Here is a 21204-nt window from a genome sequence, read left to right on the forward strand (position 1 = left end):
CTTTCTTCCATTCAGCGCATCTCGAAAAGCTCCTGGTGGAACGCCTCCGGCTCCAGCCCCTGGGCCAGCAGGTCGGCGCGCAACGCGCGGCCGAAGGCCGTGGGGCCGCAGAACCAGACGCTGGCGTCTTTCCAACCCGGCACCATGGCACGCAGGCGTTCACCCGTCAGGCGACCGTTCTGCTTGTCGATGAGCAGGTGCAGCACAACGCCGGCCGCCTGGCTGTCGGCGCGCAGTTTCTCGATGGCCTGCGGATCAACGTCGCTCGTAGGATGAAACAAATCGACCGGGCGTGCGTCTTGGCCTTTATGCTGCGCCAAATACTTCATGCGCGCAATGAATGGCGTGATACCGATGCCGGCGCCGATCCAGATCTGGCGGGCCTTCTCGTCGTCGAAAGTGAAGCAGCCGTAAGGCCCCTCGACCGTTACCTGGTCGCCTACCCGTAGGCGCTCAGGCAGCCGGCGGGTGTGGTCGCCCAGCGCCTTGGTGATGAAGGTAATGCGCCGGTCTTCCGGCACCCAGGCTGAGGCTAGCGTGTAGGGGTGCGGGCCTTCTTTCGGGTTGGACATGGCGAAGGCAAACTGTCCGGGCCGGTGGCCGGGCCAGCCCGGGTCCATCCGCAGGGTGGTTTCCAGCACGTTCAGCGCAGGGTAGGTCTGCAGCGATTCGATGACACCGTGCGCGGTGCGCTGCGCACCGACTCGGCCCAGCAGCACCCACACCGCCGATACCGTGCCGCTCGCCAGCAGCATAGCCAAAGCCCAGCCCACGGGCTGGGCCCAGTAGGAGAACTGCACCAACACCAAGGTGTGGAAGGCCAGCACCAAGTAGATCGCTGCCATCCAGTGGTGCGTCTTGGCGAACAGCCGGTAGGGAAAGCGCTTAACCAAAGCCAGCACCAGTAGCACGGCGACGGCGTAGAAGGCCCATTCGCCCAAGTCCTCGGCCAGTCCACGCCAGCCACGCAGCGCCGATTCAATGGAGCCCATTGAATCAGCCGTTGCGCGGGGCTTGCGCGCGGGGCGCGTCAGCCAGCCCCAGCCTACGGCCCATTTAGTACCCTGCGCCCACAGCCAGTGTACTGTTGCAGCGGCCAGAGCAGCGATGCCGAGCCACTTGTGCAGGCGGTATATCTTGTCCAGTCCGTTCAAGCTGGGCTCCAGCCACGCCGGGCGCGTGGCCAACATCATCGCCACGGACATCGCGCCGATGGCCAGTACGCCGCTGTATTGAATCCATACCGTTCGCAGGGCGAAGTAGTTGGACTGTGCAGGCCAGAGCGTATCGGTAAAAAGCCGGCGGTCTCAAATCTGAAGTGCAACACCGCTGGTTGATATTCAATGAATGGTAGCGGAGCTTTTCTCGGCGATAGCCGCCATGAATCGCTGAAAAGCCTGGTAGGGAGAATCCCAGCCGAGAGTCTGACGAGGACGGTTGTTCATCAGATCGGCCATGGAGTCCAGCGCATCCTGGTCATGCATGCTCAGGTCTGTGCCCTTGGGCATGAACTGGCGCAGCAGCCCATTCGTGTTCTCACAACTGCCTTTTTGCCAAGGGCTGTGCGGATCACAAAAGTACACCCGCATGCCAAGGGCTTGGGCGAGTTCCTTGTGCCGGGCCATCTCCTTGCCCTGGTCGTAGGTGAGCGTCTGGCGCATCGGCTGTGCGATCTGGCGCAGCTTGTTGGTGAACGCGGCCAGCGCACTGTCTGCGGATGCGTCAGGCATCTTGCACAGCAGCACCAAGCGCGTTGAGCGCTCTACCAGCACACCCACCGCCGATTGGTTGCCAGCACCCTTGATCAGATCCCCCTCCCAATGCCCCGGGATCACGCGATCATTGACCTCGGGTGGGCGAACATGGATAGAGACCATGTCTGGAATCTGACCACGCCGATCAGAGCCTGCTGAACGCGGGCGGCGTGTACTCTTGCCTTGGCGCAGCAGTGCGATGAGCTGGCGGCGCAACTCACCGCGTGGGTATGCATAGATGGCGGTGTAGATGCTCTCGTGCGAGGCATGCATGGTTGGGTCCTGGGGATACATGCGCTGGAGTGTGCGTGCAATCTGCTGGGGCGACCACAGCCAGCACAGCATGGTGGTCACAAGAGTCCACAACGCCCCGCAGCTGTGCAGCTTGGGGTATGGCTTGGCCTGAATGCGCCGCAGCTGGCACAGACGCTGCGCAGGCGCGCTGGCGTAACCGCCGTGGCAGGCGTTGCGCCGCAACTCACGGCTGATGGTGCTGGGGCTGCGGCCTTGAAGGCGGGCTATGGCCCTGATGCTCCAGCCCTGCTGGCGCAGCGATGCCAGCGTCACTCTGTCTTCTGGCTGCAAGTGCTCGTATCTCGTTCCCATTTGCGTACATTACCCTTGGTGAGGGTGTTGCACTTCAGATTTGAGACCGCCCAGCGCAAAAAACCAGAACGTCCAAATTATTCTCTTCATCGTGGATTTGCCCCAAATTCTGCGGAAGGCGCATGCGGCACTGGTCGGAAACCATCAATCCATATACGCGATAGCGTGCCTTTGAATGTGGCCGTGTATCCGAAATTACAGATAATTCTAATTTTGACATCCCAACCTTTGGTAACGCTTTGGATTGATCACCCATCTATGGATAAAATCTAATTTTGCCCACCGGCTTGTGGCTTTACCTTGACTCAAGAAATGGTTGGCCCCCGATGCCGCCCAATCTCCCAGGACGCCCCGCCGCCGCGAACCGTCGCGGAAAGCTGCTGCCCCAATCGCTGTTCGATCACCGGCTTCCACGGCACCAGCGAGAAGCCCATGCCGTCATCAAGCATCGCGTAGCGCCCGCTGGCGAGCATGACGCTGCGCCGGTAGATGCCGGCCACGCGCTGCCCGTCGGCCACGGGCCGATGCTCCAGGCCCGTTTCGCCTGCAATGTCCTTCGCGGCCTGCGCCAGCTCCCGGTTGCGCAGCGTGCCCAGCAGGTTGCGCGCCAGGATCACGCGCTGCCCGCGCCGCTCGGCCAACCCCTGTTCGGCCAGGAAGTCGGTGCGCTGCTGCATGGCCTGTTTGGCCTCGCCGCCAAAGCCCAGGTCGCCCAGGCCCGAGCCGCCGCCGATCAGTTGCTGGTCGAGCCAGGTGGCCCCGATCACGCGGGCCTGCCGCTCGATGGGCAGGTGCGATTTCAGTTCCACGGCCACGCTTCCCAGGCGCTGCGCGTCGTACTGACGGCCACGCTCGGGCAGATCGTCCGGCACCTTCCATAGACCTTCGGCCACACGCTCCACGATGCCGGCGCGGCGCAAGGCTTCCAGTCGGCGGACATGGGCCGCGACGACTTCCTGCGGATCGCGGCCGGGCACGGCCTGCCCCTGGGCGATGGCGAGGTGATGGTCGGTACGGTACAAGCCATCGCTCGCCAGCGCGGCGATGTTCTTGTCCGCCGCGCGCACGTCGGCCGATCCTTTCACCTCCACCACGGCGCCGCTGGGATAGTTCGCCAGCTCGTCGCGGGCATTGAGCGCGACGTAGTGGGCCTTGCCGTCCACGCCGTCGATGACCAGATAGCCCCGGTCGCGCAGTTCGTCGGCCAGCCCCTTCGCGGCTACGCGGCCGAGAATAGTTCGGCCATCGTCGCCCGGCTCGAACACCGCCAGCTCGCGCGGCTGGCCGCTCATGGCCCGCTGGATGGTGCGGATGATGTCTCCACGCTCGCCCAGGGCGCGCAAGGTCTTCTCGGCATCGGCATGGACGGCCCAACTGCCGGGCTGCGTCTCGTCGACCAGGCCCAGGTGCTGCAAGCGTTGCAGGCGGCTGATCAGCAGCAGGCGCTGGCGTTGCAACGTCGGTTCGTTGAAGCGTTCGATCTGTACCCGGCCATCCTCGCCGGCCTCGCGTTTCAACGTGCGATCCAGGCTAGTCCACCGCTCTTGCTCCACCTCGCGCTGCAAGGTCTGCTGGATCTCCAGCTCGGTGCGTGGCCCCAGCCATTCGGTCGCCAGCTCGGCGGCGCGATGACGAAAACCATCAGTGATGTAGTCGCCCGCGATGATGAGGTCTTTGCCGGTGTCGTCGCGCCCGCGCACGATCAGGTGGGTGTGCGGGTTGTCGGTATTCCAGTGATCGACCGCCACCCATTCCAGCCGCGTGCCCAGGTCGGCCTCCATGCGTCCCATCAGGTGCCGCGTGTAGGTGCGCAGGTCTTCCAGCTCGGCCCCTTCCTCGGGCGAAACGATGAAGCGAAAGTGGTGCCGATCATCGGCGCAGCGCTCCTTGAATGCGTTCAGATCAGCTTCGTCGGTCTGCGGCCCATAGGCCCGACCCGGTTCGCCGTCGCGGCCCACGCCGTCGCGCTCGATGTAGCGCAGGTGCTTGGCGAGCGACTGCGGACTGGCCCGCTGCTGGTTGACCAGTAGTGTCTTGATGGTCACGCGCCGCGACATAGGCGTGAGCTTCGCCCCTGCGAAGCGCGCCGCCGTGTGGCCGCGTCCCAGGCGCGATCCGGGCCGCTGGCCGGTGCCCTTGCCACTGCCGCCAGGACGGCGCACCGTGGACTTGCCGCCGCTGGCCTTGCCTGCCTGCTGGAGCACCTTGGATACGAAGCCCTGGCCCCGGTTCTTCGGTGCGCTGGGGCGGATGCGGAAATCATCGTCGCGGCGGTTGGTCATGCCTGCGCTCCCTGCAAACTCTGGCGTGTCCGGGCGTGCGAAGCACGCGGACATGCCTGTATCGGTGCGTGCCTCACGCCCCAAGCGGCACGGCGGCAAAGCCGCTGCGTGCCTCGCCCCCCCACGTGCAGACTGGCTTTGCGGGCCGACAGGTGCCGCCCCCTTTTGTCTTGCCTTCCGCATTTGCCTCCCCCTGTCCCCCAGGTTCTCGATCCCGGCAACTGCGGCCCGGTGGCAAGGCTGCACCAGCAGCCAGCGCACCGGCGAACACGGCAATGGCCGCAGGCCAGCCGTGTTCGAGGCAAGACGCCTGCACGTGGGACGGCTGCGCCGGAGGCAGCGCGAAGTGCAGCGCGGATGCGCTCGCACTGCACGCGCGACGACATGACAACGGCCAGCAGAACGACACGCCCGATAGCACGATGATGCGCAGCGAATCGGTGGCCATCATGGGCGCGACTCCAGCCAGACGGGGCGCGCAACGCCGATCACGGAAGCTGCGCTGACCGGCCCGAAATACCGGCTATCGAACGACGCCGGATTGGTCACACTGAGGAGGAACAGCTCGCCATGCCGCAAGCGGTGGCATTGCTGCCGGGATGGCAGCGGCCGGCCCCAGCGATCGGCAGACAGCACGGCGGCTGAAGGCACGCCGTCGATGCGGACTTTGCCGTCAGCGATGCACACCTCTTGCGGCGCCACCGCGCCCACGCGCTTGAGCAGAGGAATGCGCGTCGGCAGGTAGCCGCGCTGCGCAGCGAGCGCGGCAGCCTCGGCAGGCAGCGGCACCAGCACGATGCTGCCTACCGACAACGGACGTGGTGGCGAGCTGGTGCGATGGTCGAGCGGATCGATGCGATACCAGCCGACCTCCACGCTGTCGGACGGGTTGTAGGTCAGGCGTGGCAGCGGATGCACGAAGGACGCCCAGGCCAGCGCAGCGAGGCCGCAGGCGGACAGGCCCGCCAGCACGAGGCGAGCGCGCACGCGCAAGCGAGGGTGCGGCGCGGTGCCGGAAGTGGAAACTGCGGTCATGGCAGCGCCCTCCCGGCCAGCCAGGCGGCGTGCCGCTCGGCGGTGTATTCGGGCAGCGGCAAGTGCGCTGCGAGCCGGTTGGCGAGCGTGCGCCAGTACGCGGGCGAGACGCCGACAGGCGTGATGCCCAGCGCCTCGATGGCGTCGATGCGCGCCAGCACGGCACGCACCGATTGCTCACCCTCGGCGTGCAGCAAGAGGCGCGCGCCGGGTTGCACGCCGGAGATGCGCTGCGCGCCATCCATCGGCATGCACGCCTGCATCACCATGAGCTGCCAGCGGATCGTGCCGTAGTCGTTGGCCTGCCAGCGGATGCGGCAGAGAACCGCATTCGGCGTGAACACCGCGCAGCGGCGCCAGCGGTCGAACCGGATGATGCGGGCAGGATCACCGAAGCGCAGGTAGAGGTCGAAGCGTTGGTCGATGTATGCGAGCGCAACGCGCGTCAGCGGTACGCCGTCGGCCACGCCGACAGGCGGGATGGACGGCGGTGCCGAAGCCGTCGAGGCGGGTGTGTTCATGAGGACTTCTCCGGGAATTCCCGCTCCAGCAGCGCGCGCAACAGATCGGCCACCGTCACGCCTTGCGTGAAGGCCGATACCTTGATGCGCGCCCGCATGGCGGGCGTGATGTCGAGGGTCAGGCGGGCCGTGTAGAGGTCGCCTTTCTGGAGGTCATCGGCACTGCCCTGGCGAATCCACGCCTCGGCGTGCGGATTCGCGGGCGGGCGAGCGCCGATGCCGATGCGCTTGCCCGTGCGCTTGCTGGCAGGAGTGCTCATGACGGCCACCGCAGCAGTTCATCGACCAGCGCGGTGATTTCGCGCGCGGCGGCGCTGTCTGGCGCCGTCTCGCGTGCAAGCCGGCCGGCGGCCACGCTGTCGGCAAACACGATGCGCTGATGCACTTCCGCGCGCAGCGCAGGAAGCGGCTGCTCGGCCAGCGCGCCGCGGGCCTCGCGTCCGATCACGGTGGTGCTCACGCGCCGGTTGATGACGAAGGCCGCGCGCAGCGCAGGCCGGAACACCTGCGCCTCACGGATCAGCGCCACCATCTCGGCGCTGGCCCACAGGTCGTAGGGGCTGGGCTGCACCGGGATCAGCACCCGCTCGGCCGCCAGCAGCGCGGAGCGCGCCAAGGCAGCGATCCTGGGTGGCCCGTCGATGACGACGTGATCGGCCCGCCTGGCGAGTTCTGGCGCTTCCTGGTGCAGCGTTTCGCGTGCGAGGCCCACGGCGCTAAATAGCCTTGGCAAACCTTGCTGGCTGCGGCGCTGTGTCCAGTCCAGCGCGGAGCCCTGTGGATCGGCATCCAGCAGGATGACCGACTGCCCGCGCATCGCCAGCTCGCCGGCGATGTGGGTGGCGAGCGTGGTCTTGCCCACGCCGCCTTTCTGGTTGAGCAGCGCGACGATCATGACCGGACCCTCCGTGTCGGAAAGCCCGCCTGTTGCCGCTGCGCTTCGCGTCCTGTGGCGGTTGTCCACCGAGGCGCGGCGCTGCTACTACCAGTTAGAGTATTTAAGTTAGGGAAGTTAGGAGAGGCCGAAACCCGCGCCAGTATTAGCTTTGCGGCCGGTTTTGTTGCCTGATAGCACGAGGATTCGTTGCCTGATAGCACGATACCTCTGTTGCCTGATAGCACGAGTCCGTCCACAGGCTGCGCAGCAGTTATCCCCGTGCCGTGGACGGCACGGGCCGGAACGTCAGCAGCGGCGAGGCAATGCCCGAGACGTACTCGATGCCCAACTGGTAGCCAGGCAAGGCTTGCCGCACCACCAGTGCGCGCAGGTCGGCGGCGAAGTCGTAGTACCGCGCCACGCTGCCCGACTTGCGGTACAGGTGCTGGAAGTCGAACTGCCAGCCGCCAGGCTGTCGCCCGCCGTGCTTGCGCACCAGGCGGTACAGCCATCGCTCGATCCCGCCCGTCAGCCGGAAATACGCCGGGTCGATGGTCAACACGAGGGCAGCATCGAGCACGCCCGCATAGAACCAGTCCGGCAGGATCAGTTCCAGCCCCAAGGGGGTGCCCTTGGCATCGGCCAGTTCCTTCCACTCGTTGATCCATGAGAAGCGATGCAGGCGCCGCCCGGTCGTCTCGCGGATCGACGTGGCCACGGTCGTGGACTGCAGCCGATCCAAGGCCGCCTTGAGGCGCTGGTAGTCGCGCAGCGACGTACCGCGCCCGATGAAGCGCAGGATCTCGTAGGGCGTGGCCTGCATCAGCCGCGACGGGCGCAAGCCCGCATCGCGGGCTTCCACAATCTGGCTTGCAGCCCAGATCAGGATGTCCGCATCCCAAATCGTGGCGATGCCATGCTCCTGCGTGCCCTCCACGCGGATCGTGATGCCGCTGGCGCGGAAGTCGATCGGCGCCGTGCGCCGCGACTTCGCCAGCGAGAAGAACGGAAAGGCCATCAAGTCCTGGCTGTCGCGCGGCGCCATGTCGCCCGGCAAGGCGCGGAACAGATCGAGCTGTTCGCGCTCTTGCATCGGTCGCTGCCGCATGGGCAGCGCGGGGCTGGACATGGCGAAGGCCACCCGCGCGCCAGCGATCAGCGCGCACGGCTGTCCGCCGAATGCTGCTCGGCGTACTCGGGCTCGGACGTGCTCTCGAAGCTGCGCTCGGCGGCCCAGGCATCGAGGTCGACCACGGCGTACATCACGCGGCGGCCGAACTTGCGGAACTTGGGACCGCCTCCCAGCACGCGCTGCTTTTCCAGCGTGCGCGGCGACAGGCGCAGGTACTCGGCGGCTTCGTCGTTGGTGAGATAGCGTTGGGGCTGCGCGGCAGCGGTCGAGACAGTAGCGGCAGGCCGCAAGGGAGCAGGACGCATGGTGAGAACCTCCATCGGTTGCAGGGCTCCGGCCACACAGCGCAACCGGATGAAGGCAGTCTCAGAAAACGAAGCCCTCCTGCTCAGGGTCGTTTTGCGCTCTCTTCAAAACGACCCTTCTCAAGCGGCGGCAGTTGTGCTAGGCGGCGATAGCCGCCGCGCATCAACGCATCGCCGCGCCGCACCAGGCGGCGCACCTTGGAGCGCAGGCCGCCGTCGCTGTACCAGCCGGCTGCGGCGTCCGCACCGAACAAGCCCTCGGCGACGTCGCGCAAGGACGCGCCCGCCAGGGTGGCGTCGAGCGCCTGCAGGGTGTGTAGCTCCAGCAGCGCCGCAGGCGGTGGCCTGGGCCGAGCCATTGACGCAGGCGTACCAGGCATAGGGGCCGCAGGGGCGGCGTGACGGCCACGATAGGCATGGGCCACGGCCATGCCGTCCTCCAGGCCAGGCGCCAGCGCATAGCGCTGGCAAAGGCTGGGGCTGCGCGCGATCAGCGCCAGACCCTTGCCGTCGTGCAGCAACTGCTTGTGGCCGGGGATGCGCCAGAACGCGAAGGCGGTGGCATCCGGAGGCGGATCGGCATCGGGGTGAAGCTGCACCACGGCCCCATGGCCGGGAAGCCAGGCCGGATGCGCGTCACGCGCATCCACGTCCGGGTCTTCCAGCAGACGCAAGCCCCAGCGATGCGCGGCATCGGGGCAGCGCGCACGGCGCAGCCAGTCGATCCGGTAGTCGGGATGGCGGCGCAGGTACTCCCAGGCCAGTGCGAGCGTGTCCAGACACAGGACGTAGAGGTAGGCGGCGGTCGGATACCAGTGCGCGAGGTGGTGCGGTTCGGCCATGACGCAAGCTCCCGTAGAGCAGGACGGCCGTCACTGGTTTCACACGCCAACGTCACCGCATCGAACTAGCATCCAATCGTGAATAAGCTGGTAGATTAGTAACTTGCGTGTCAAGACGAAAAGCATCCGATGGATTGCGCGGATCGTCTGAATGCGACGGTGGCGCGCGAGGAAATGCGGCCTCCTGCGCTATCCACCGTGCCCGATGGCACGGCTGGCGTCATGACCGTTTGCGTCAGGGTGGCACTGGTTTGGTGCAACAGTGCGGATTAAGACCTGACGGGTCTGGAGCAAGACCGAAATAGCCTCAATGCGCCCGGCTTGGCCGTGGCGCGAACGGCTCAATCGAGGACGGAACCGTTCTCCTGGGCCAGCCGCAGGTACTCCGACAACGGGCGCACCGCCCGGAAATACCGATCTCGCATCACGGGCTGTTTGCTCGGCCCGACGATGGATGCGAGGTCGGACAGCTTGATCTCGCCCAGCTCAGGCATGCTGATCCCCAAGTCGATCAGGCCATGGGCCGTATCGCCGTCAGCGGGGTCAAGCGACACCAGCAGCCAAGTGGCGTGTGCGTCCGGCGTGAACAACCGCACCACGGGCAGCGGGTCGATGGCCCGGCCAGCGGCCCGGACCCGGCCGTGTTCCAGCAGTTGCTTGCGCTCGTCCTCGGTCATGAGTTGGTTCATGGGCGTCACCTCATTCGCACAAAACCGCCGAAGCGTGAAAGCGCAAAACCGCATCGGCGGGTTTGTGGAAAGGCACGGATGCGGTTTTGTGCTTCCGTGAGAAGCTGCAGATACGGATTTCCGTAAAAGCACGAAAGCGGCAGGCGGGCATAGTTGAACACTATAGATTGTAGCCCTATAGGGCTCAATCGGATGTCATCTTGGATTTTGCGGAGATCCAGGGTTGGCAGCGAAACATACATTGTCGGAGGCACTAAAGACCATCAGGAAAGCACGTGGTTTGAGCCAGGAAGCGTTCTCGGACGTGTCCAGCCGCACCTACATGAGCACGCTGGAACGCGACCTCAAAAGCCCCACCTTGAACAAGCTGGCCGAGCTGTGCGAGGTCATGGAGGTGCACCCGCTCACGCTGCTGACGCTGGCCTATGCCGGCGACGACCTGCAGCAGGTCGATCAGCTGCTGGCGCAGGTGCGCCAGGAGTTGGAGACTGTGGCGAAGAAGAGTGACACGCCATAGCGTGCGACCGCGCTGGCGTGGCCGATCCGGTGCAGCCGGTTCGGGGACTTCAGGGGCGCCAAGCATCGCGCGGCGGGGAGAGGCCGCAGGGTTTTCCCCCGGAGGCAAGCGAAGCGCGCAGCTGCGATAGGGATTGAAGCCGAATGGCCATGACGGCGAAGTCGGCATGGGGCGCAGCCCGCAAAGCCCGGTCGGCGCAGTGCGCCGAATCGCCCTGCATTCGCCCTGGCAACACGAAGTCATGGTGATGCTGCCCGACCACCACCATCACGAAGCTGGGAGAGCCAAGCCTTCCAGTCTGCTGATCCAAGCAGTACAGCGCCCCGCCGCAGTGGGCGGGGCGCTGGCGGCCGTCAGGCCGCCTGGGGCTTGCTGCGCGACCAGATCAGGTCGTGCGTGCCGTTCTCTCCTTCGATCAGGCGGGCATAGACCGTGGCCGGGAACGAAGGATCGTCGAGGGTCACGGAGATGTACTCCCGCCCGGCCTCGCTGGTCTTCTTCCACGCCGCGCCGATGTCGTGGCTGGCGGCCTGCAGGCGGAAGTCCGGGGCCTTCTCGTTGTCCCCCTTGTCGTTGGGCACCAGCTTGACCTTGACGTTGAGCGTCAGGGTGCGAAGCGTGCCGGTGAAGCCGTCTTTGTCTGCGGTGAAGGTGCCGATGTTGGCCATGATGAAACTCCTTTTGGTGGAACAAGGTTCGCGCCCATCGCGTCCTTGTTGTGATCCGGCCGGCGGGGGACGGGCGGGCTGCACCGCTTGCGGTCGCAACGCAGTGGAGAGCCGGGAGGCGAAAAGAATTTGTCCCGCGAGGAATGCGCCGAACGCAGTGACAAAGCAGGGGAAATTGTTTTCGCCGGACGGTTGCAGCCATGAAGCCCGAGGCGCAGCCGCGCCACCGCTAGGATTCACAACAACACAAGGACGCCTTGGGCCGAACCGCATCGAAAGGAGGCAGGGCCGGCTCGGCATCCCCGCACGAAGGCAGCACCGGCTCGCCCACTGACGCGGGCCAGGTCAACCATCCGACGACAAGCGAGAACGCCCCGGCCGCACCTTGCGGCGCCGGTCTTGAGGCGTGGCGTGGAAGCTCCATAGCGATGCCGGGCGGGATGTCCGTGAACCGTCCTTCGTGACGTGATGGGCGAGAACCGCCAGCGTTGAGGACGGCACGCATTCGCACAACCTGCCGCAGCAAGCACCAGCGTGTTCGCCAGCTCCGTCCATTGCGGCGGGGCGCTGGCCGGGCCGATCCGGCATCGACGGTTCGGCGGCATCGAGGGGCGCCAAGCTCGCGCGGCGGGGATGGGCCTTGCGCCGATCCCCCGGAGGCAAGCGCAGCGCGCAGCGCCGCAGGCGCGAAGGCGTGAGTGGATTGAAGCCGAATGGCCGTGACAGCGAAGTCGGCACGGGGCGCAGCCCGAAAGCCCGGCGGCGCTACGCGCCGACACGCCCAGGCCGTTCTATATTTTGAGCAGGGAACGCAGAACACCATGACCATCCAGCTACGACACGAAACCACGAACGACATTGCCGCTATCGAGGCCGTGACCATTGCCGCCTTCGCCGATGCGCCGCACACCAGCCACACGGAGCAATTCATCGTGCGTGCATTGCGCGACGCTAGCGAACTGACGCTTTCCATCGTGGCCGAAGAACACGGCCAGGTCGTCGGCCATGTGGCTCTGTCGCCGGTGACTATCACCAACGACCACGGCCACAAGGCCAAAGGCTGGTGCGGCCTGGGGCCGATCTCCGTCCTGCCGCAGAGGCAGGGGCACGGCATCGGCTCGCGCCTGATGGAACAGGCGCTGTCTGAACTGCGGGCCATGCAGGCCGAAGGCTGTGTGCTGCTCGGAGAGCCCGCGTACTACGGGCGCTTTGGCTTCCAGGCCCATGCGGGCCTGCAACTGCCGGGCGTGCCGCCCGGCTATTTTCTCGCACTGGCCTTCCATGGGCCAGTGCCCGAAGGCATCGCGCAGTACAGCGATGCCTTCAACGCCGCCGCCTGAGTGCCAGTGAAGGCGGCGGCGTAATGCCCCGGCTATTCGGCTTCAACACCGGGCGCGGCCACCGCCGCGCCCGGATTATGCGTTTCACCGCGCCCAGGGCGGAACGGCCTGGGCGCGGTGCTGACGATGATCATTCCTTCGTTTCGATGATCCACCACACGGCACGCGGCAAGGCGCGGCCCGTGATGGGATGTATGTCGGTGAGGTCAGCGCGGGCCGACCAGCCCGAGGGCGGTCGGTAGCCGCGCACGTCGCCATCGCCGTGCCAGCGGCGGGCGCGCACCGTGCCGGGTGCATAGACCGCCGCCATGCGCGGGCGGTTGGTGGTGGTGCGGGTCATGGGGGCTTCTCCTTGCAGCGAAGCGCCCCGGTCGAAGCCGGGGCGCTTGCCTTCGGCGTGGGTCAAGCGGCCAGCGCCTCGGCGGGTTCATCCGCCATTGCCTCGGCATCCTCCGGGGCGTCCTGCTCCGGGCCTGCCTCCTGCGCGCTTTCCTTCACTGCCTGCTGCGGGCCTTCGACCTTAAAGATGGCAGGCATCCAACCCGCGCCATCGGCCAGCCGCTCGGCTTCGCTGGCAATGTCGGCCTTCTTCAGCTTCGCCAGCCGGGAAACCTGATCGGGCGCGTACTCGCCCACGGCTTGCAGAACTGCCGCCTTCGGAACGTGCTTGAAATACCCCTCGGCGGTCGGCTGCCACCATGCGGCCATGTCGAGGCCCACGGCCTGCGCCAGTTCCTCGCCGGGCTGGTGCGGTGTGGCGCGAGGCGTCACCACGTCCACCGTGGAAGCCACGCACACGGCCAGCAGCTTGACCAGTTCGCCTTGCTCCATCGCCAGCAGCGCGGCAAACAGTTCGGCGCTGTCCTCGGGCAGCTTGCCGCTCCACGCCTGCTGCAATTCACGCAGCGCCACAGCGGCGGGTGACTCGGGCCAGTCCGGGGCCATGCCGTCCAGCCGGTCTTGGACTTTCAGGCTCACGCCCAGCGGCAGGTCGCGCCCGTAGTAGCGGCCCTGCAAGACGGTCTGCACCATGCCATGCACCAGCGCGGCCACCGCCACCTGCGGATGCCGGGCCACCTCGATTTGCAGCGCGGCGGTGCGATGGGCGCTTGTATCTTTAAACCAGACCAGCGCGGTAGAGTCTGAACGCCGTTGAGGCGGCCAGACCGGCCCGTGCAGTTTGGTAGGCGCTGGGGTGATAGAGCCCGTGACTGAGTACAGAACGCATGGCCGCCGCGCTGGTCTTCGTGAAGCCCGAACGGTTACGCGCGCCTTGATTGAGCGCGCATGCACAAGCAAGGGATCTGAAGATCATGTCTGTTACCTCAGTGACGGTGGGCATCGACGTGGCCAAGGCGCACGTGGATGTCTGTGTGCTGGGTGCCAAGAGCAGCGCCCAGCGGTTTGACAACGATGCCGAAGGCCACTCGGCGCTGGCGGCTGCCCTGCAGCCCCTGGACGTGGGTCTGGTGGTGATGGAGGCCACCGGCGGCTACGAGGCCGCGTTAGCGTGTGCCCTGCAGGCCACAGGCCTGCCCGTGGCGGTCATCAACCCGCGCCAGGCGCGCGACTTCGCCAAATCCATGGGACGCCTGGCCAAGACCGACGCGGTGGATGCGCGCACGCTGGCCGAGCTGGCAGCGGTGCTGCTGCGCCGCGACGATCTGCAGCGCTTCTTGCGCCCCCTGGCCGATGAGCGCCAGCAGTGGCTCGCGGCCCTGGTCACGCGCAGGCGCCAGTTGCTGACCATGCTCCATTCGGAGCGCCAACGGCTGCAGATCACGCCCAAGAAGCTGCACGCCAGCATCGAGGCCATCGAGGCGGCGATCAAGGCGCAGCTCGATGAGATCGAAGAGCAGATGGTCACGCATGTGCGCGAGCACTTTGGGGAGCTCGACACGCTGCTGCAGTCGGCTGCGGGAGTCGGCCCGGTGGCCAGTGCCACGATGATTGCCGAGCTGCCAGAGCTGGGCCGGCTGAACCGGCGCGAGATCGCTGCATTGGTGGGCGTGGCGCCCATGGCCAATGACTCCGGCGGCAGCAAGGGCAGGCGGCGCGTACAAGGCGGGCGCTTCGAGATCCGCCGCGTGCTGTACATGGCAACGCTCACGGCCACCCGCTACAACCCGGCCATCAAGGCCTTCTACGAGCGTCTGAAGGCCGCTGGCAAGTTGCCCAAGGTCGCCCTGGTCGCTTGCATGCGCAAGTTGCTCACCACGCTCAACGCCATGGTGCGCACTGGAAAACCTTGGGACAAGTCGCTTCATTGCGCTTGACTTCGAAGACGGTTACTCAGGCGCTGGGCCAGTCGGTCGGAAATCGCTGCTGCCTTGGGCGGCTCGTCGTCCTCGCCTTCGTCATCGTTCGCGGCATCTGGGTCGCTGAACCCTCGGCGCAGCTTCTCCAGTGTGCGCAGTGCCTTGGCCTCGGCCTCGCGCAGCAGTCCGCGATGAATCACCACCTCGCCGTTGCGGCCGATGGTGACGATGGCCCCGGCTGCGGCCTTCACGTTCGCGCCGTACCCCTGCAAGCCGTCTTCCAGCGCCTGCAACTGCTCGCCCAGCCGCTCGCCTTCCTCTTGCAGCGCATCGGCCTTGTCCTCGTCGTCGGCGTCCGTCGCGGCATCAATGGCTTCGGCCACCTCCTGCATCTTGGCTTGCAGCCTCTCGATGCGCTGTGCTTCGCGCTTGTTCGGCTCGCGGCGCTCCCTCGGCGCACGCTGGAAGGCGTGCAGATCGGCATGGGTCACGCCCGGCGTGGCATCAGCCCAAGCCCAGCCCTCGGCCTTCACCTCTGCGGCGATGCCCGCCAGCTTGTCTTGCGCCAGTCGTTCCAGCAGCGCGGCGTCGGTCAGGTACACGCCTGCATCGCCCTCCGCGAACAGGTCGCGGCGGATGCCGCCGCCCGCCTGCTCGTAGGTGTCCAGCCCGACGAAGCGCACCAGCGGATGCCGGTAGGCGTCAATCTCGCGCTCCGTCAGACGTTCGCGCAAGTGCGAGGGTTGGCGCTGCCATTGCGGCGCATCGTAGAACGCGCATTCCTGCGCGGCGTGGTCGTCGGTGATGGAGAGCGCCATCAGCTGATCGAGGCTCACGGCATCGGCCCGGTAGTCCTCCATCAAACGCGGCGAGACATTGGCGAGCTTCAAGCGGCGCTGCACCACCAGCGGCGTAACGGAGAAATCCGCCGCAATGTCCTCAATCGGTCGGCCTTCGGCCACCAGCGCGGCGAAGGCTTCAAACTGGTCTGCTGGGTGCATGGCTTCGCGCTGCACGTTCTCGGTCAGGCTGGCGGTGCGGGCCGTGCCATCGGCCACCTGCAGGCAAGGCACGTCCCAATCCTTGGCGATACGGTGCTTCTTTGCCAGCAGCTTGAGGGCCGCAAAGCGTCGGCCACCTGCCACCACCTCGTAATGCAGGTCATCGGCGGCGGGAATCACGATCAGGTTTTGCAGCAGGCCCACGCGCTGAATGCTCGCGGCCAGCTCGGGGATGGACATGCGCGGGACGGTCTTGCGCACGTTGCGGCCCGTGGGGCGCAGCACCAGCCGCGACAGCGGAACCAGAATCATGTGCTTGCTCGGGTCGGCGGCTTGCAGCACGTTTGCGCGGCTGTCGAGGGCTTGAGCTTCGGTGTAAGTAACGGCGTTCATGGTGAATCTCCAATCAAGTGAAACAAGGGAATGGAGGGGAAACCGCCCCTCCGGCGGGGAACACGTCAGAGGGGGTCAGGCCTTGAGGGCGCGCATGCCATCGGCCAGCAGCCACAGGGCGCGGTTCAGGCGAATGTCCGAATCAATGCCCTGCACGGGGCGGGTCTGCTGTCTGCGGCCATTGGCGGCGCGGCCATGCAATCCGCCCTTGGTCAGGTTCTCCTGCGTGCGGTTGAACACGCTCCACAGGTCGGGGCGGCGGTCGTCGAAGCGGCGCGGCATCAGGATTTGCGATTCCGTGACGGGCGCGGGCTTGGTTGGGTCGTCGTACTTGAGGGCCAGCGCGGCGCGGGCGAACACTTCCGATTCCCCGGCATCCAGCGTGATGGCCTGCATGGATTCGCGCGATTCCTGCGCATGCTCGAAGCCGCTCAGCACCTGATAGGCGCCCTCGATGACATGGCCCGCCACGTCGCCCTTGTGGGGCACGCGCACATCGCCCACGGTGTCGCCGCAGACAAGGCCATTGCTGCAAACGAAGCGGAACATGCCACCCAGTAATTGATAGCTGCTCGTGCCGTCGTGCGAGTTCAGCAGGATGATTTCATTGGCTTCGCGGGCGTTGATCTGGTTGGCGTGGCGCAGGCGCAGCATGTGTTTCGTGTGCTCGCGCCGGCCCTCGTTGCGAACGCGGGTCTGGCACACCATGAAGGGCTGAAACCCCTCTTTGCGAAGCTCGGTCAGCACGGCGGCGGTGGGGATGTAGCTGTACCGCTCGGAACGGCTTTCATGGGGGGCATCCGCGAAGATGGACGGGGCCACGCGGCGGATCTGGTCATCGGACAGCGGGGAGTCGCTGCGCAATGCGGGGGAATGGGAAGCGAAGCGGGATGCGAGTTGCATGGTCTTTCTCCTGAACAAAAAGGCTGTTGAAGAAAACCGCACACCGGATTCCAAGATTCGAAGCCCAGCCTTTCGGCTGTTCGGTGCGGTCGGCGCGAGGAACCCGGTTGGCCCTGTTGCCACCGTCTTTCCTGAGTTCATCGCCCGCGACGAAAGGGAGCGCGCGGACGGGGGCCGTCAAGGAAACAAGCGCAGGGTGGGGCGGCCCGCAGGCGCAGCCGAGGACACGGCCCTGCGCGCCTTGACGGCACACGGCCGCGGGCTACAGTCGCGGACAAGGTGATGAAGTCAGGGAAGAGGACTGGACATGGCAACGGCCATCCCACAAGCCGACCGCACGGCAAGCGAAGCGCGCAGGCTCGAAGCTGGAAGCCGGGCCGGAGGCGTCAGCCGAACGGAGTGAGGGAACGATCGAAGCCCGAAGGGGGCGAGACGCCGCAGGCGGCTCGATGCGCTAGCACGAGAGCGCGACCGGCCATCTCCCAGGTGGCCGGGGACGCCCACATGACTTCAATGAAATCCCCGTGGACAGCTACCCACCCAGCCATCGGCAAAATGGCAATGGCATGGACATACGAGCCCTACAAGACGATGAACTGATGGCCCAGGCCCGAGACTGGCGGCAACGGGCACTGCGCGGCGAGAAGGACGCACGCGGCCTCGCGCACGAACTGGAATGCGAAGTGCGCCGGCGCTTCCCCAGGAACAATGCGCCCCATGCACTGCCGCCGATCCAATTGCTCGGCGCCGTGCCGCAAACACCCCAGCGGCGCTGGAAGCCCTGGTAAGCACCGGCTCAAAGGCAGCCCGCCCGCATGACTGCGCCACGGCCGATCGGCGCTGATCCCGAAATCCCCCCGAAATAGCGCGAATTTCGAGTGGCCCGGTCACGGGCCAATGCCTACCGTGGAATCTCCACCTTCTGGAGAACCACCATGAGCGATCCCATGCAACCCGGAACGCCTGCGCCTGGAGCAGAAGGGCCTGGCATCTTTCTGCCGACCCTCATCTGGACCACCGACCGCAAGACGGTAGGCAACGAGATGCAGCGCCTGCTGGGACGGCGCGCACAGCTCAACGTCCTGCTGTCCGCCTCCGAAGAAACGGACGACGGCACCACCTGGTACGCAATGGCCCAGGCCACGCTGAACCAGCTGGACTGCGATATCGAACGTCTCTTCGAGTGGCTGGGCGACTACGAACCCGACACACCCACGCCCGAAGTGCCATCGTAATGTCCGGCATGAAGGGAGCGATCCGGCACCAGCCGGTTCGCTGCGCGAGAGGGGCGCCAAGCCTGCGCGGCGGGGATAGCCCGCAGGGCTTTCCCCTGGAGGCAAGCGCAGCGCGTAGCGCCCCGCCAGGGGCGCGAAGGCATCAGGCCGGGTCGTCGGGGCGCAGGCTGGCTTCCGACACCGGCATCCACGGCGATGACGAGTCCAGCAGGTAGCGCGCACCGCGCGCGTACAGGCCCGAAAGTCCGCTGGGTGCGCATTCCACTGATGGCGGACAGTGATTCCATTCCCATCGCGGACAGCGTTCCAGGCGATGGCGGACACGTTGCGCGGGTGTCCTGAGTGACGCTCAAATCGTAGCCGAAGTGTCCGCCATCAGCGTGGAATGGCGGTCGGCGCGGCCGGCTCAGACGGCCTTGGTGAGCTTGCGCATCGACTCGCCCTTGAGGGCTATCTTGTGCGAGCCGTGCACGATGCGGTCCAGGATGGCGTCGGCCAGCGTGGGCTCGTCCAGCCAGGCGTGCCAGGCCGTCACCGGCAACTGGCTGGTGATGAGCGTCGAGCGCGTGCCCACCCGGTCGTCCAGCAATTCCAGCAGGTCGTTTCGCTCGTGCGCGGCAATCGGCGCGATGCCGAAGTCGTCCAGGATGAGCAGGTCCAGCCGCGCCAGTTGCGCCAGCCGTTTGCCCAGGCTGCCATCGCCGTGGGCCACGTGCAGCTCCTGCAGCAGCCGTGGCGCGCGGGTGTAGAGCACCGAGAAGCCCAGGCGCGCGGCCTGCTGCCCCAGTGCGCAGGCGAGCCACGTCTTGCCGCACCCGGTGGCGCCGGTGAGCAGCACGTTGTGGCCATGGCGCAGCCAGTCCCCGCCGGCCAGGCTGGTGATGACCTCTCGGCTCAGGCCCCGGCTGGCGCGCCAGTCGATGTCCTCCAGGCAGGCACTGGAGACCTTCAGGCGGGCCGCCTTCAACAGGCGCTCCAGGCGCTTGCTGTCACGCCAGTCCACCTCGCGCTGCACCAGCAGCGCCAGGCGTTGTTCAAAGGGCAGCTCGCTGGCCGTGATGTGGGTGGCCGCGTCGCTGAGGGCGGCCACCATGCCGTCCAGGCGCAGGGCGCGCAGTTGGTTCAAGGTCTGTTCGTTGAGCATGGTTCTTCCTTGTTAGGTTTGCTTGCACGTTGGAGTTCAGTGGTAGTAGCCCGGCCCGCGCACGTTCTCGTGCAGCGGCAGGCTCGCCTGTGCGGCCATCGGCGCATCCAGCGGCCGCTGGTCCAGGCCGCAGCCCAGGATGGAGGCGATGCTCTTGTAGGACGGTGAGCGAATCGACTGCGCCCGCGCACAGGCGGCCTCCAGCCGGTCAGCCCCGTACTCACGGCCCAGGCGCATGAGGCCCAGACAGGAGCGGTAACCCTGCTCGGGATGCTGGCGGTGCTCCATCTGCCAGCGCACCACGGCGGCGGTGGCCGCGCCCACGCGCTCACCCCAGGCGATGAGCTTGGCCGGCGTCCACTGCAGGTGCGCCCGGTGCGAGGCCGGCATGTGCTCGGGCGTGGTGGTGTGTGCACCCCGTCGGGGATTGAGGGCGTGGGCGGCCACGCGTTTGCTGCCGTGCAGGACTTCGAGCGTGCCGGCCGTGATGCGCAACTCCACCGGCTCACCCACCAGGGCGTGGGGCACCGAGTAGTAGTGGCCATCGAGCTCAACGTGGTAATCGATGTTGACGCGGGCGGGTTTGAAGCGCGCGATGGGCATGCGCACCGGCGGCAGGGGGCGCAGGGCTGGCCGGTCGAGTTCGGCGAAGGCGCTAGTGCGGTTGCCCGGCAGCTTCTTGAACGCGCGCTGGTTCAAGTCCACCAGCAAGGCGGCAATCGCCCGGTTGAGCTCGGCCAGGCTGAAGAAGGTCTGGTGGCGCAGCCTGGCCAGAATCCAGCGCTCGACCACCTGCACAGCGACCTCCACCTTGGGTTTGTCGCGTGGCTTGGCCGGGCGCGCGGGCATCACGGCCAGGCTGTAGTGCGCACAGAGCTCTTCGAGCAGGCGGTGCGCGGTGGGCTCGTAACGGTCGGGTCGGGCCATGAGGGCGCGCGGCTGGTCAGGCACCAGCAGGCGGGGCACGCCGCCGATGAACTCCAGCGCGCTAATGATGCTGGCCACCCAGTCGGTGGTCTTCTGGCTGGCGGTGGCGCAGGCGTAGGTGTAGTTCGATGCGCCCAGCACGGCCACGAAGACCTGGGCCTGGCGTATCTCGCCAGTGTCGGCATCCACCACGGGAACGGTCTGGCCGGCGTAGTCCACAAAGAGCTTGTCACCGCCCGTGTGGGTCTGGCGCATGGAGCGCTGCAGGCGCCGGGCCCAGGCCTTGTACTTCTCGCAGAAGGCGCTGTACTTGTACGCCTGCCCGCTGTGCTGTTGCTGGTATTCCTCCCAAAGCAACTGCAGCGTCACGCCAGGTCGGCGCAGTTCGCGGTGGATGTGGGCGTGGTCGGGTTCAAGGTGCCGGGACTCGCGCGCCACGGGTGGCTTGTAGAGCCGGGCCTGGAGTTCGTCGTCGTTCAGGCTCTGGGCCAGTGCCCAGTCCACGCCGGCCACGCGCGCGTAGCTGGCTATCTCGCTGACAGTGGATTTGGAGATGCCGAGGGCGGCACCGATTTGACGGGTGCTCAAGGCCCCGCGGTGCAGCAGTTGCAGTGTGTGTCGTAGTTTGCTCATGGTGACCCTGGGTGTGGGCATCGCTGGTTCCGGTCAAAAAACCGGGCAGCGTATGCCGCGTTCGGGTCACTCAGAACACCCCGCAGGTGTCCGCCATCAGTTTGGAATGCTGTCCGCCTTCAGCGTGGAACACTGTCCGCCA

General features: G+C 66.5%; 22 protein-coding genes and 3 pseudogenes. 5 read left to right on the top strand and 20 right to left on the bottom strand.

All coding sequences use genetic code 11. The features are described from left to right. Window positions 1–11: 11 nt before the first annotated feature. The 12 genes and pseudogenes from MRB47_RS12910 to MRB47_RS12965 form a co-directional block, all read right to left on the bottom strand. Window positions 12–1298: pseudogene (locus MRB47_RS12910) on the bottom strand (ferric reductase-like transmembrane domain-containing protein); the annotation flags it as partial. 42 nt (window positions 1299–1340) lie between these two features. After that, entirely contained in the window at window positions 1341–2360 is a 1020-nt protein-coding gene (locus MRB47_RS12915) for an IS30 family transposase (RefSeq protein WP_252100635.1), read from the bottom strand. 305 nt (window positions 2361–2665) lie between these two features. Continuing rightward, complete coding sequence (locus MRB47_RS12920; protein ID WP_011517536.1) at window positions 2666–4642, bottom strand: relaxase/mobilization nuclease domain-containing protein; 1977 nt, start codon at window positions 4640–4642, stop codon at window positions 2666–2668. Between the two features lie 73 nt (window positions 4643–4715). Beyond that, window positions 4716–5093, bottom strand: a complete 378-nt coding sequence (locus tag MRB47_RS12925; protein WP_077176498.1) for a hypothetical protein — start codon at window positions 5091–5093, stop codon at window positions 4716–4718. Beyond that, the gene (locus MRB47_RS12930; protein WP_011517538.1) at window positions 5090–5677 is read right to left on the bottom strand and encodes a S26 family signal peptidase; all 588 of its coding nucleotides are present in this window, start codon (window positions 5675–5677) and stop codon (window positions 5090–5092) included. Before MRB47_RS12930 ends, MRB47_RS12925 begins: the two co-directional genes overlap by 4 nt. Continuing rightward, complete coding sequence (locus MRB47_RS12935; protein ID WP_003056183.1) at window positions 5674–6198, bottom strand: DUF2840 domain-containing protein; 525 nt, start codon at window positions 6196–6198, stop codon at window positions 5674–5676. The genes MRB47_RS12930 and MRB47_RS12935 overlap by 4 nt, the downstream gene beginning before the upstream one ends. Continuing rightward, entirely contained in the window at window positions 6195–6458 is a 264-nt protein-coding gene (locus MRB47_RS12940; RefSeq protein WP_003056186.1) for a hypothetical protein, read from the bottom strand. The genes MRB47_RS12935 and MRB47_RS12940 overlap by 4 nt, the downstream gene beginning before the upstream one ends. Then, window positions 6455–7093 (bottom strand): ParA family partition ATPase, encoded by a 639-nt coding sequence (parA, locus tag MRB47_RS12945; protein WP_003056189.1) that lies wholly within the window; start codon window positions 7091–7093, stop codon window positions 6455–6457. Before parA ends, MRB47_RS12940 begins: the two co-directional genes overlap by 4 nt. A 253-nt stretch (window positions 7094–7346) precedes the next feature. Further along, window positions 7347–8204: a replication initiator protein A gene (locus MRB47_RS12950; RefSeq protein ID WP_011517539.1), complete on the bottom strand. Its 858-nt coding sequence runs from the start codon at window positions 8202–8204 to the stop codon at window positions 7347–7349. Window positions 8205–8230: 26 nt separating this feature from the next. Further along, a complete protein-coding gene (locus MRB47_RS12955; protein WP_023123353.1) occupies window positions 8231–8512 on the bottom strand; it encodes a helix-turn-helix transcriptional regulator in 282 nt (93 codons plus the stop codon). 83 nt (window positions 8513–8595) lie between these two features. Beyond that, on the bottom strand, window positions 8596–9354 hold the full coding sequence (locus MRB47_RS12960; protein ID WP_011517541.1) for a DUF2285 domain-containing protein: 759 nt from the start codon (window positions 9352–9354) through the stop codon (window positions 8596–8598). A 341-nt stretch (window positions 9355–9695) separates the two neighbouring features. Further along, window positions 9696–10043, bottom strand: coding sequence for a DUF2958 domain-containing protein (locus tag MRB47_RS12965; RefSeq protein WP_003056199.1), 348 nt, complete (start codon window positions 10041–10043; stop codon window positions 9696–9698). Between the two features lie 223 nt (window positions 10044–10266). Here MRB47_RS12965 and MRB47_RS12970 point away from each other — a divergent pair, with 223 nt between their 5' ends. Beyond that, window positions 10267–10560, top strand: coding sequence for a helix-turn-helix domain-containing protein (locus tag MRB47_RS12970; RefSeq protein ID WP_003056202.1), 294 nt, complete (start codon window positions 10267–10269; stop codon window positions 10558–10560). 353 nt (window positions 10561–10913) lie between these two features. Here MRB47_RS12970 and MRB47_RS12975 read toward each other — a convergent pair whose 3' ends face one another. Further along, on the bottom strand, window positions 10914–11228 hold the full coding sequence (locus tag MRB47_RS12975; RefSeq protein ID WP_003056203.1) for a DUF736 domain-containing protein: 315 nt from the start codon (window positions 11226–11228) through the stop codon (window positions 10914–10916). Window positions 11229–12049: 821 nt separating this feature from the next. Here MRB47_RS12975 and MRB47_RS12980 point away from each other — a divergent pair. Further along, a complete protein-coding gene (locus tag MRB47_RS12980; protein WP_011517543.1) occupies window positions 12050–12568 on the top strand; it encodes a GNAT family N-acetyltransferase in 519 nt (172 codons plus the stop codon). A gap of 130 nt (window positions 12569–12698) precedes the next feature. Here the strand turns inward: MRB47_RS12980 and MRB47_RS12985 are convergent, their stop codons facing one another. Together MRB47_RS12985 and MRB47_RS12990 are read right to left on the bottom strand one after the other, a co-directional pair. Further along, a complete protein-coding gene (locus MRB47_RS12985; protein WP_003056207.1) occupies window positions 12699–12908 on the bottom strand; it encodes a hypothetical protein in 210 nt (69 codons plus the stop codon). A gap of 62 nt (window positions 12909–12970) precedes the next feature. Continuing rightward, a pseudogene (locus tag MRB47_RS12990) lies at window positions 12971–13678 on the bottom strand (chromosome partitioning protein ParB); the annotation flags it as partial. A 203-nt stretch (window positions 13679–13881) separates the two neighbouring features. Here MRB47_RS12990 and MRB47_RS12995 point away from each other — a divergent pair. After that, window positions 13882–14844, top strand: coding sequence for an IS110 family transposase (locus tag MRB47_RS12995; protein ID WP_011804582.1), 963 nt, complete (start codon window positions 13882–13884; stop codon window positions 14842–14844). Window positions 14845–14858: 14 nt separating this feature from the next. Here MRB47_RS12995 and MRB47_RS13000 read toward each other — a convergent pair. Then, a pseudogene (locus MRB47_RS13000) lies at window positions 14859–16220 on the bottom strand (ParB/RepB/Spo0J family partition protein); the annotation flags it as partial. 75 nt (window positions 16221–16295) lie between these two features. After that, window positions 16296–17123 (bottom strand): DUF932 domain-containing protein, encoded by an 828-nt coding sequence (locus MRB47_RS13005; protein ID WP_003056211.1) that lies wholly within the window; start codon window positions 17121–17123, stop codon window positions 16296–16298. Window positions 17124–17722: 599 nt separating this feature from the next. Here MRB47_RS13005 and MRB47_RS13010 point away from each other — a divergent pair. After that, window positions 17723–17911, top strand: a complete 189-nt coding sequence (locus MRB47_RS13010; protein WP_200868035.1) for a hypothetical protein — start codon at window positions 17723–17725, stop codon at window positions 17909–17911. Window positions 17912–18058: 147 nt separating this feature from the next. Continuing rightward, a complete protein-coding gene (locus tag MRB47_RS13015) occupies window positions 18059–18358 on the top strand; it encodes a hypothetical protein (protein WP_003056213.1) in 300 nt (99 codons plus the stop codon). Between the two features lie 142 nt (window positions 18359–18500). Here MRB47_RS13015 and MRB47_RS20005 read toward each other — a convergent pair whose 3' ends face one another. The 3 genes from MRB47_RS20005 to istA form a co-directional block, all read right to left on the bottom strand. Next, on the bottom strand, window positions 18501–18623 hold the full coding sequence (locus tag MRB47_RS20005) for a hypothetical protein (RefSeq protein WP_411275760.1): 123 nt from the start codon (window positions 18621–18623) through the stop codon (window positions 18501–18503). Window positions 18624–18764: 141 nt separating this feature from the next. Continuing rightward, entirely contained in the window at window positions 18765–19502 is a 738-nt protein-coding gene (istB, locus tag MRB47_RS13020; RefSeq protein WP_011805003.1) for an IS21-like element helper ATPase IstB, read from the bottom strand. Window positions 19503–19538: 36 nt separating this feature from the next. Further along, entirely contained in the window at window positions 19539–21083 is a 1545-nt protein-coding gene (istA, locus tag MRB47_RS13025) for an IS21 family transposase (RefSeq protein WP_252100662.1), read from the bottom strand. Window positions 21084–21204 lie beyond the last annotated feature (121 nt).

Source organism: Diaphorobacter sp. LI3, assembly GCF_022807955.1.
Lineage (GTDB): Bacteria > Pseudomonadota > Gammaproteobacteria > Burkholderiales > Burkholderiaceae_C > Diaphorobacter > Diaphorobacter nitroreducens.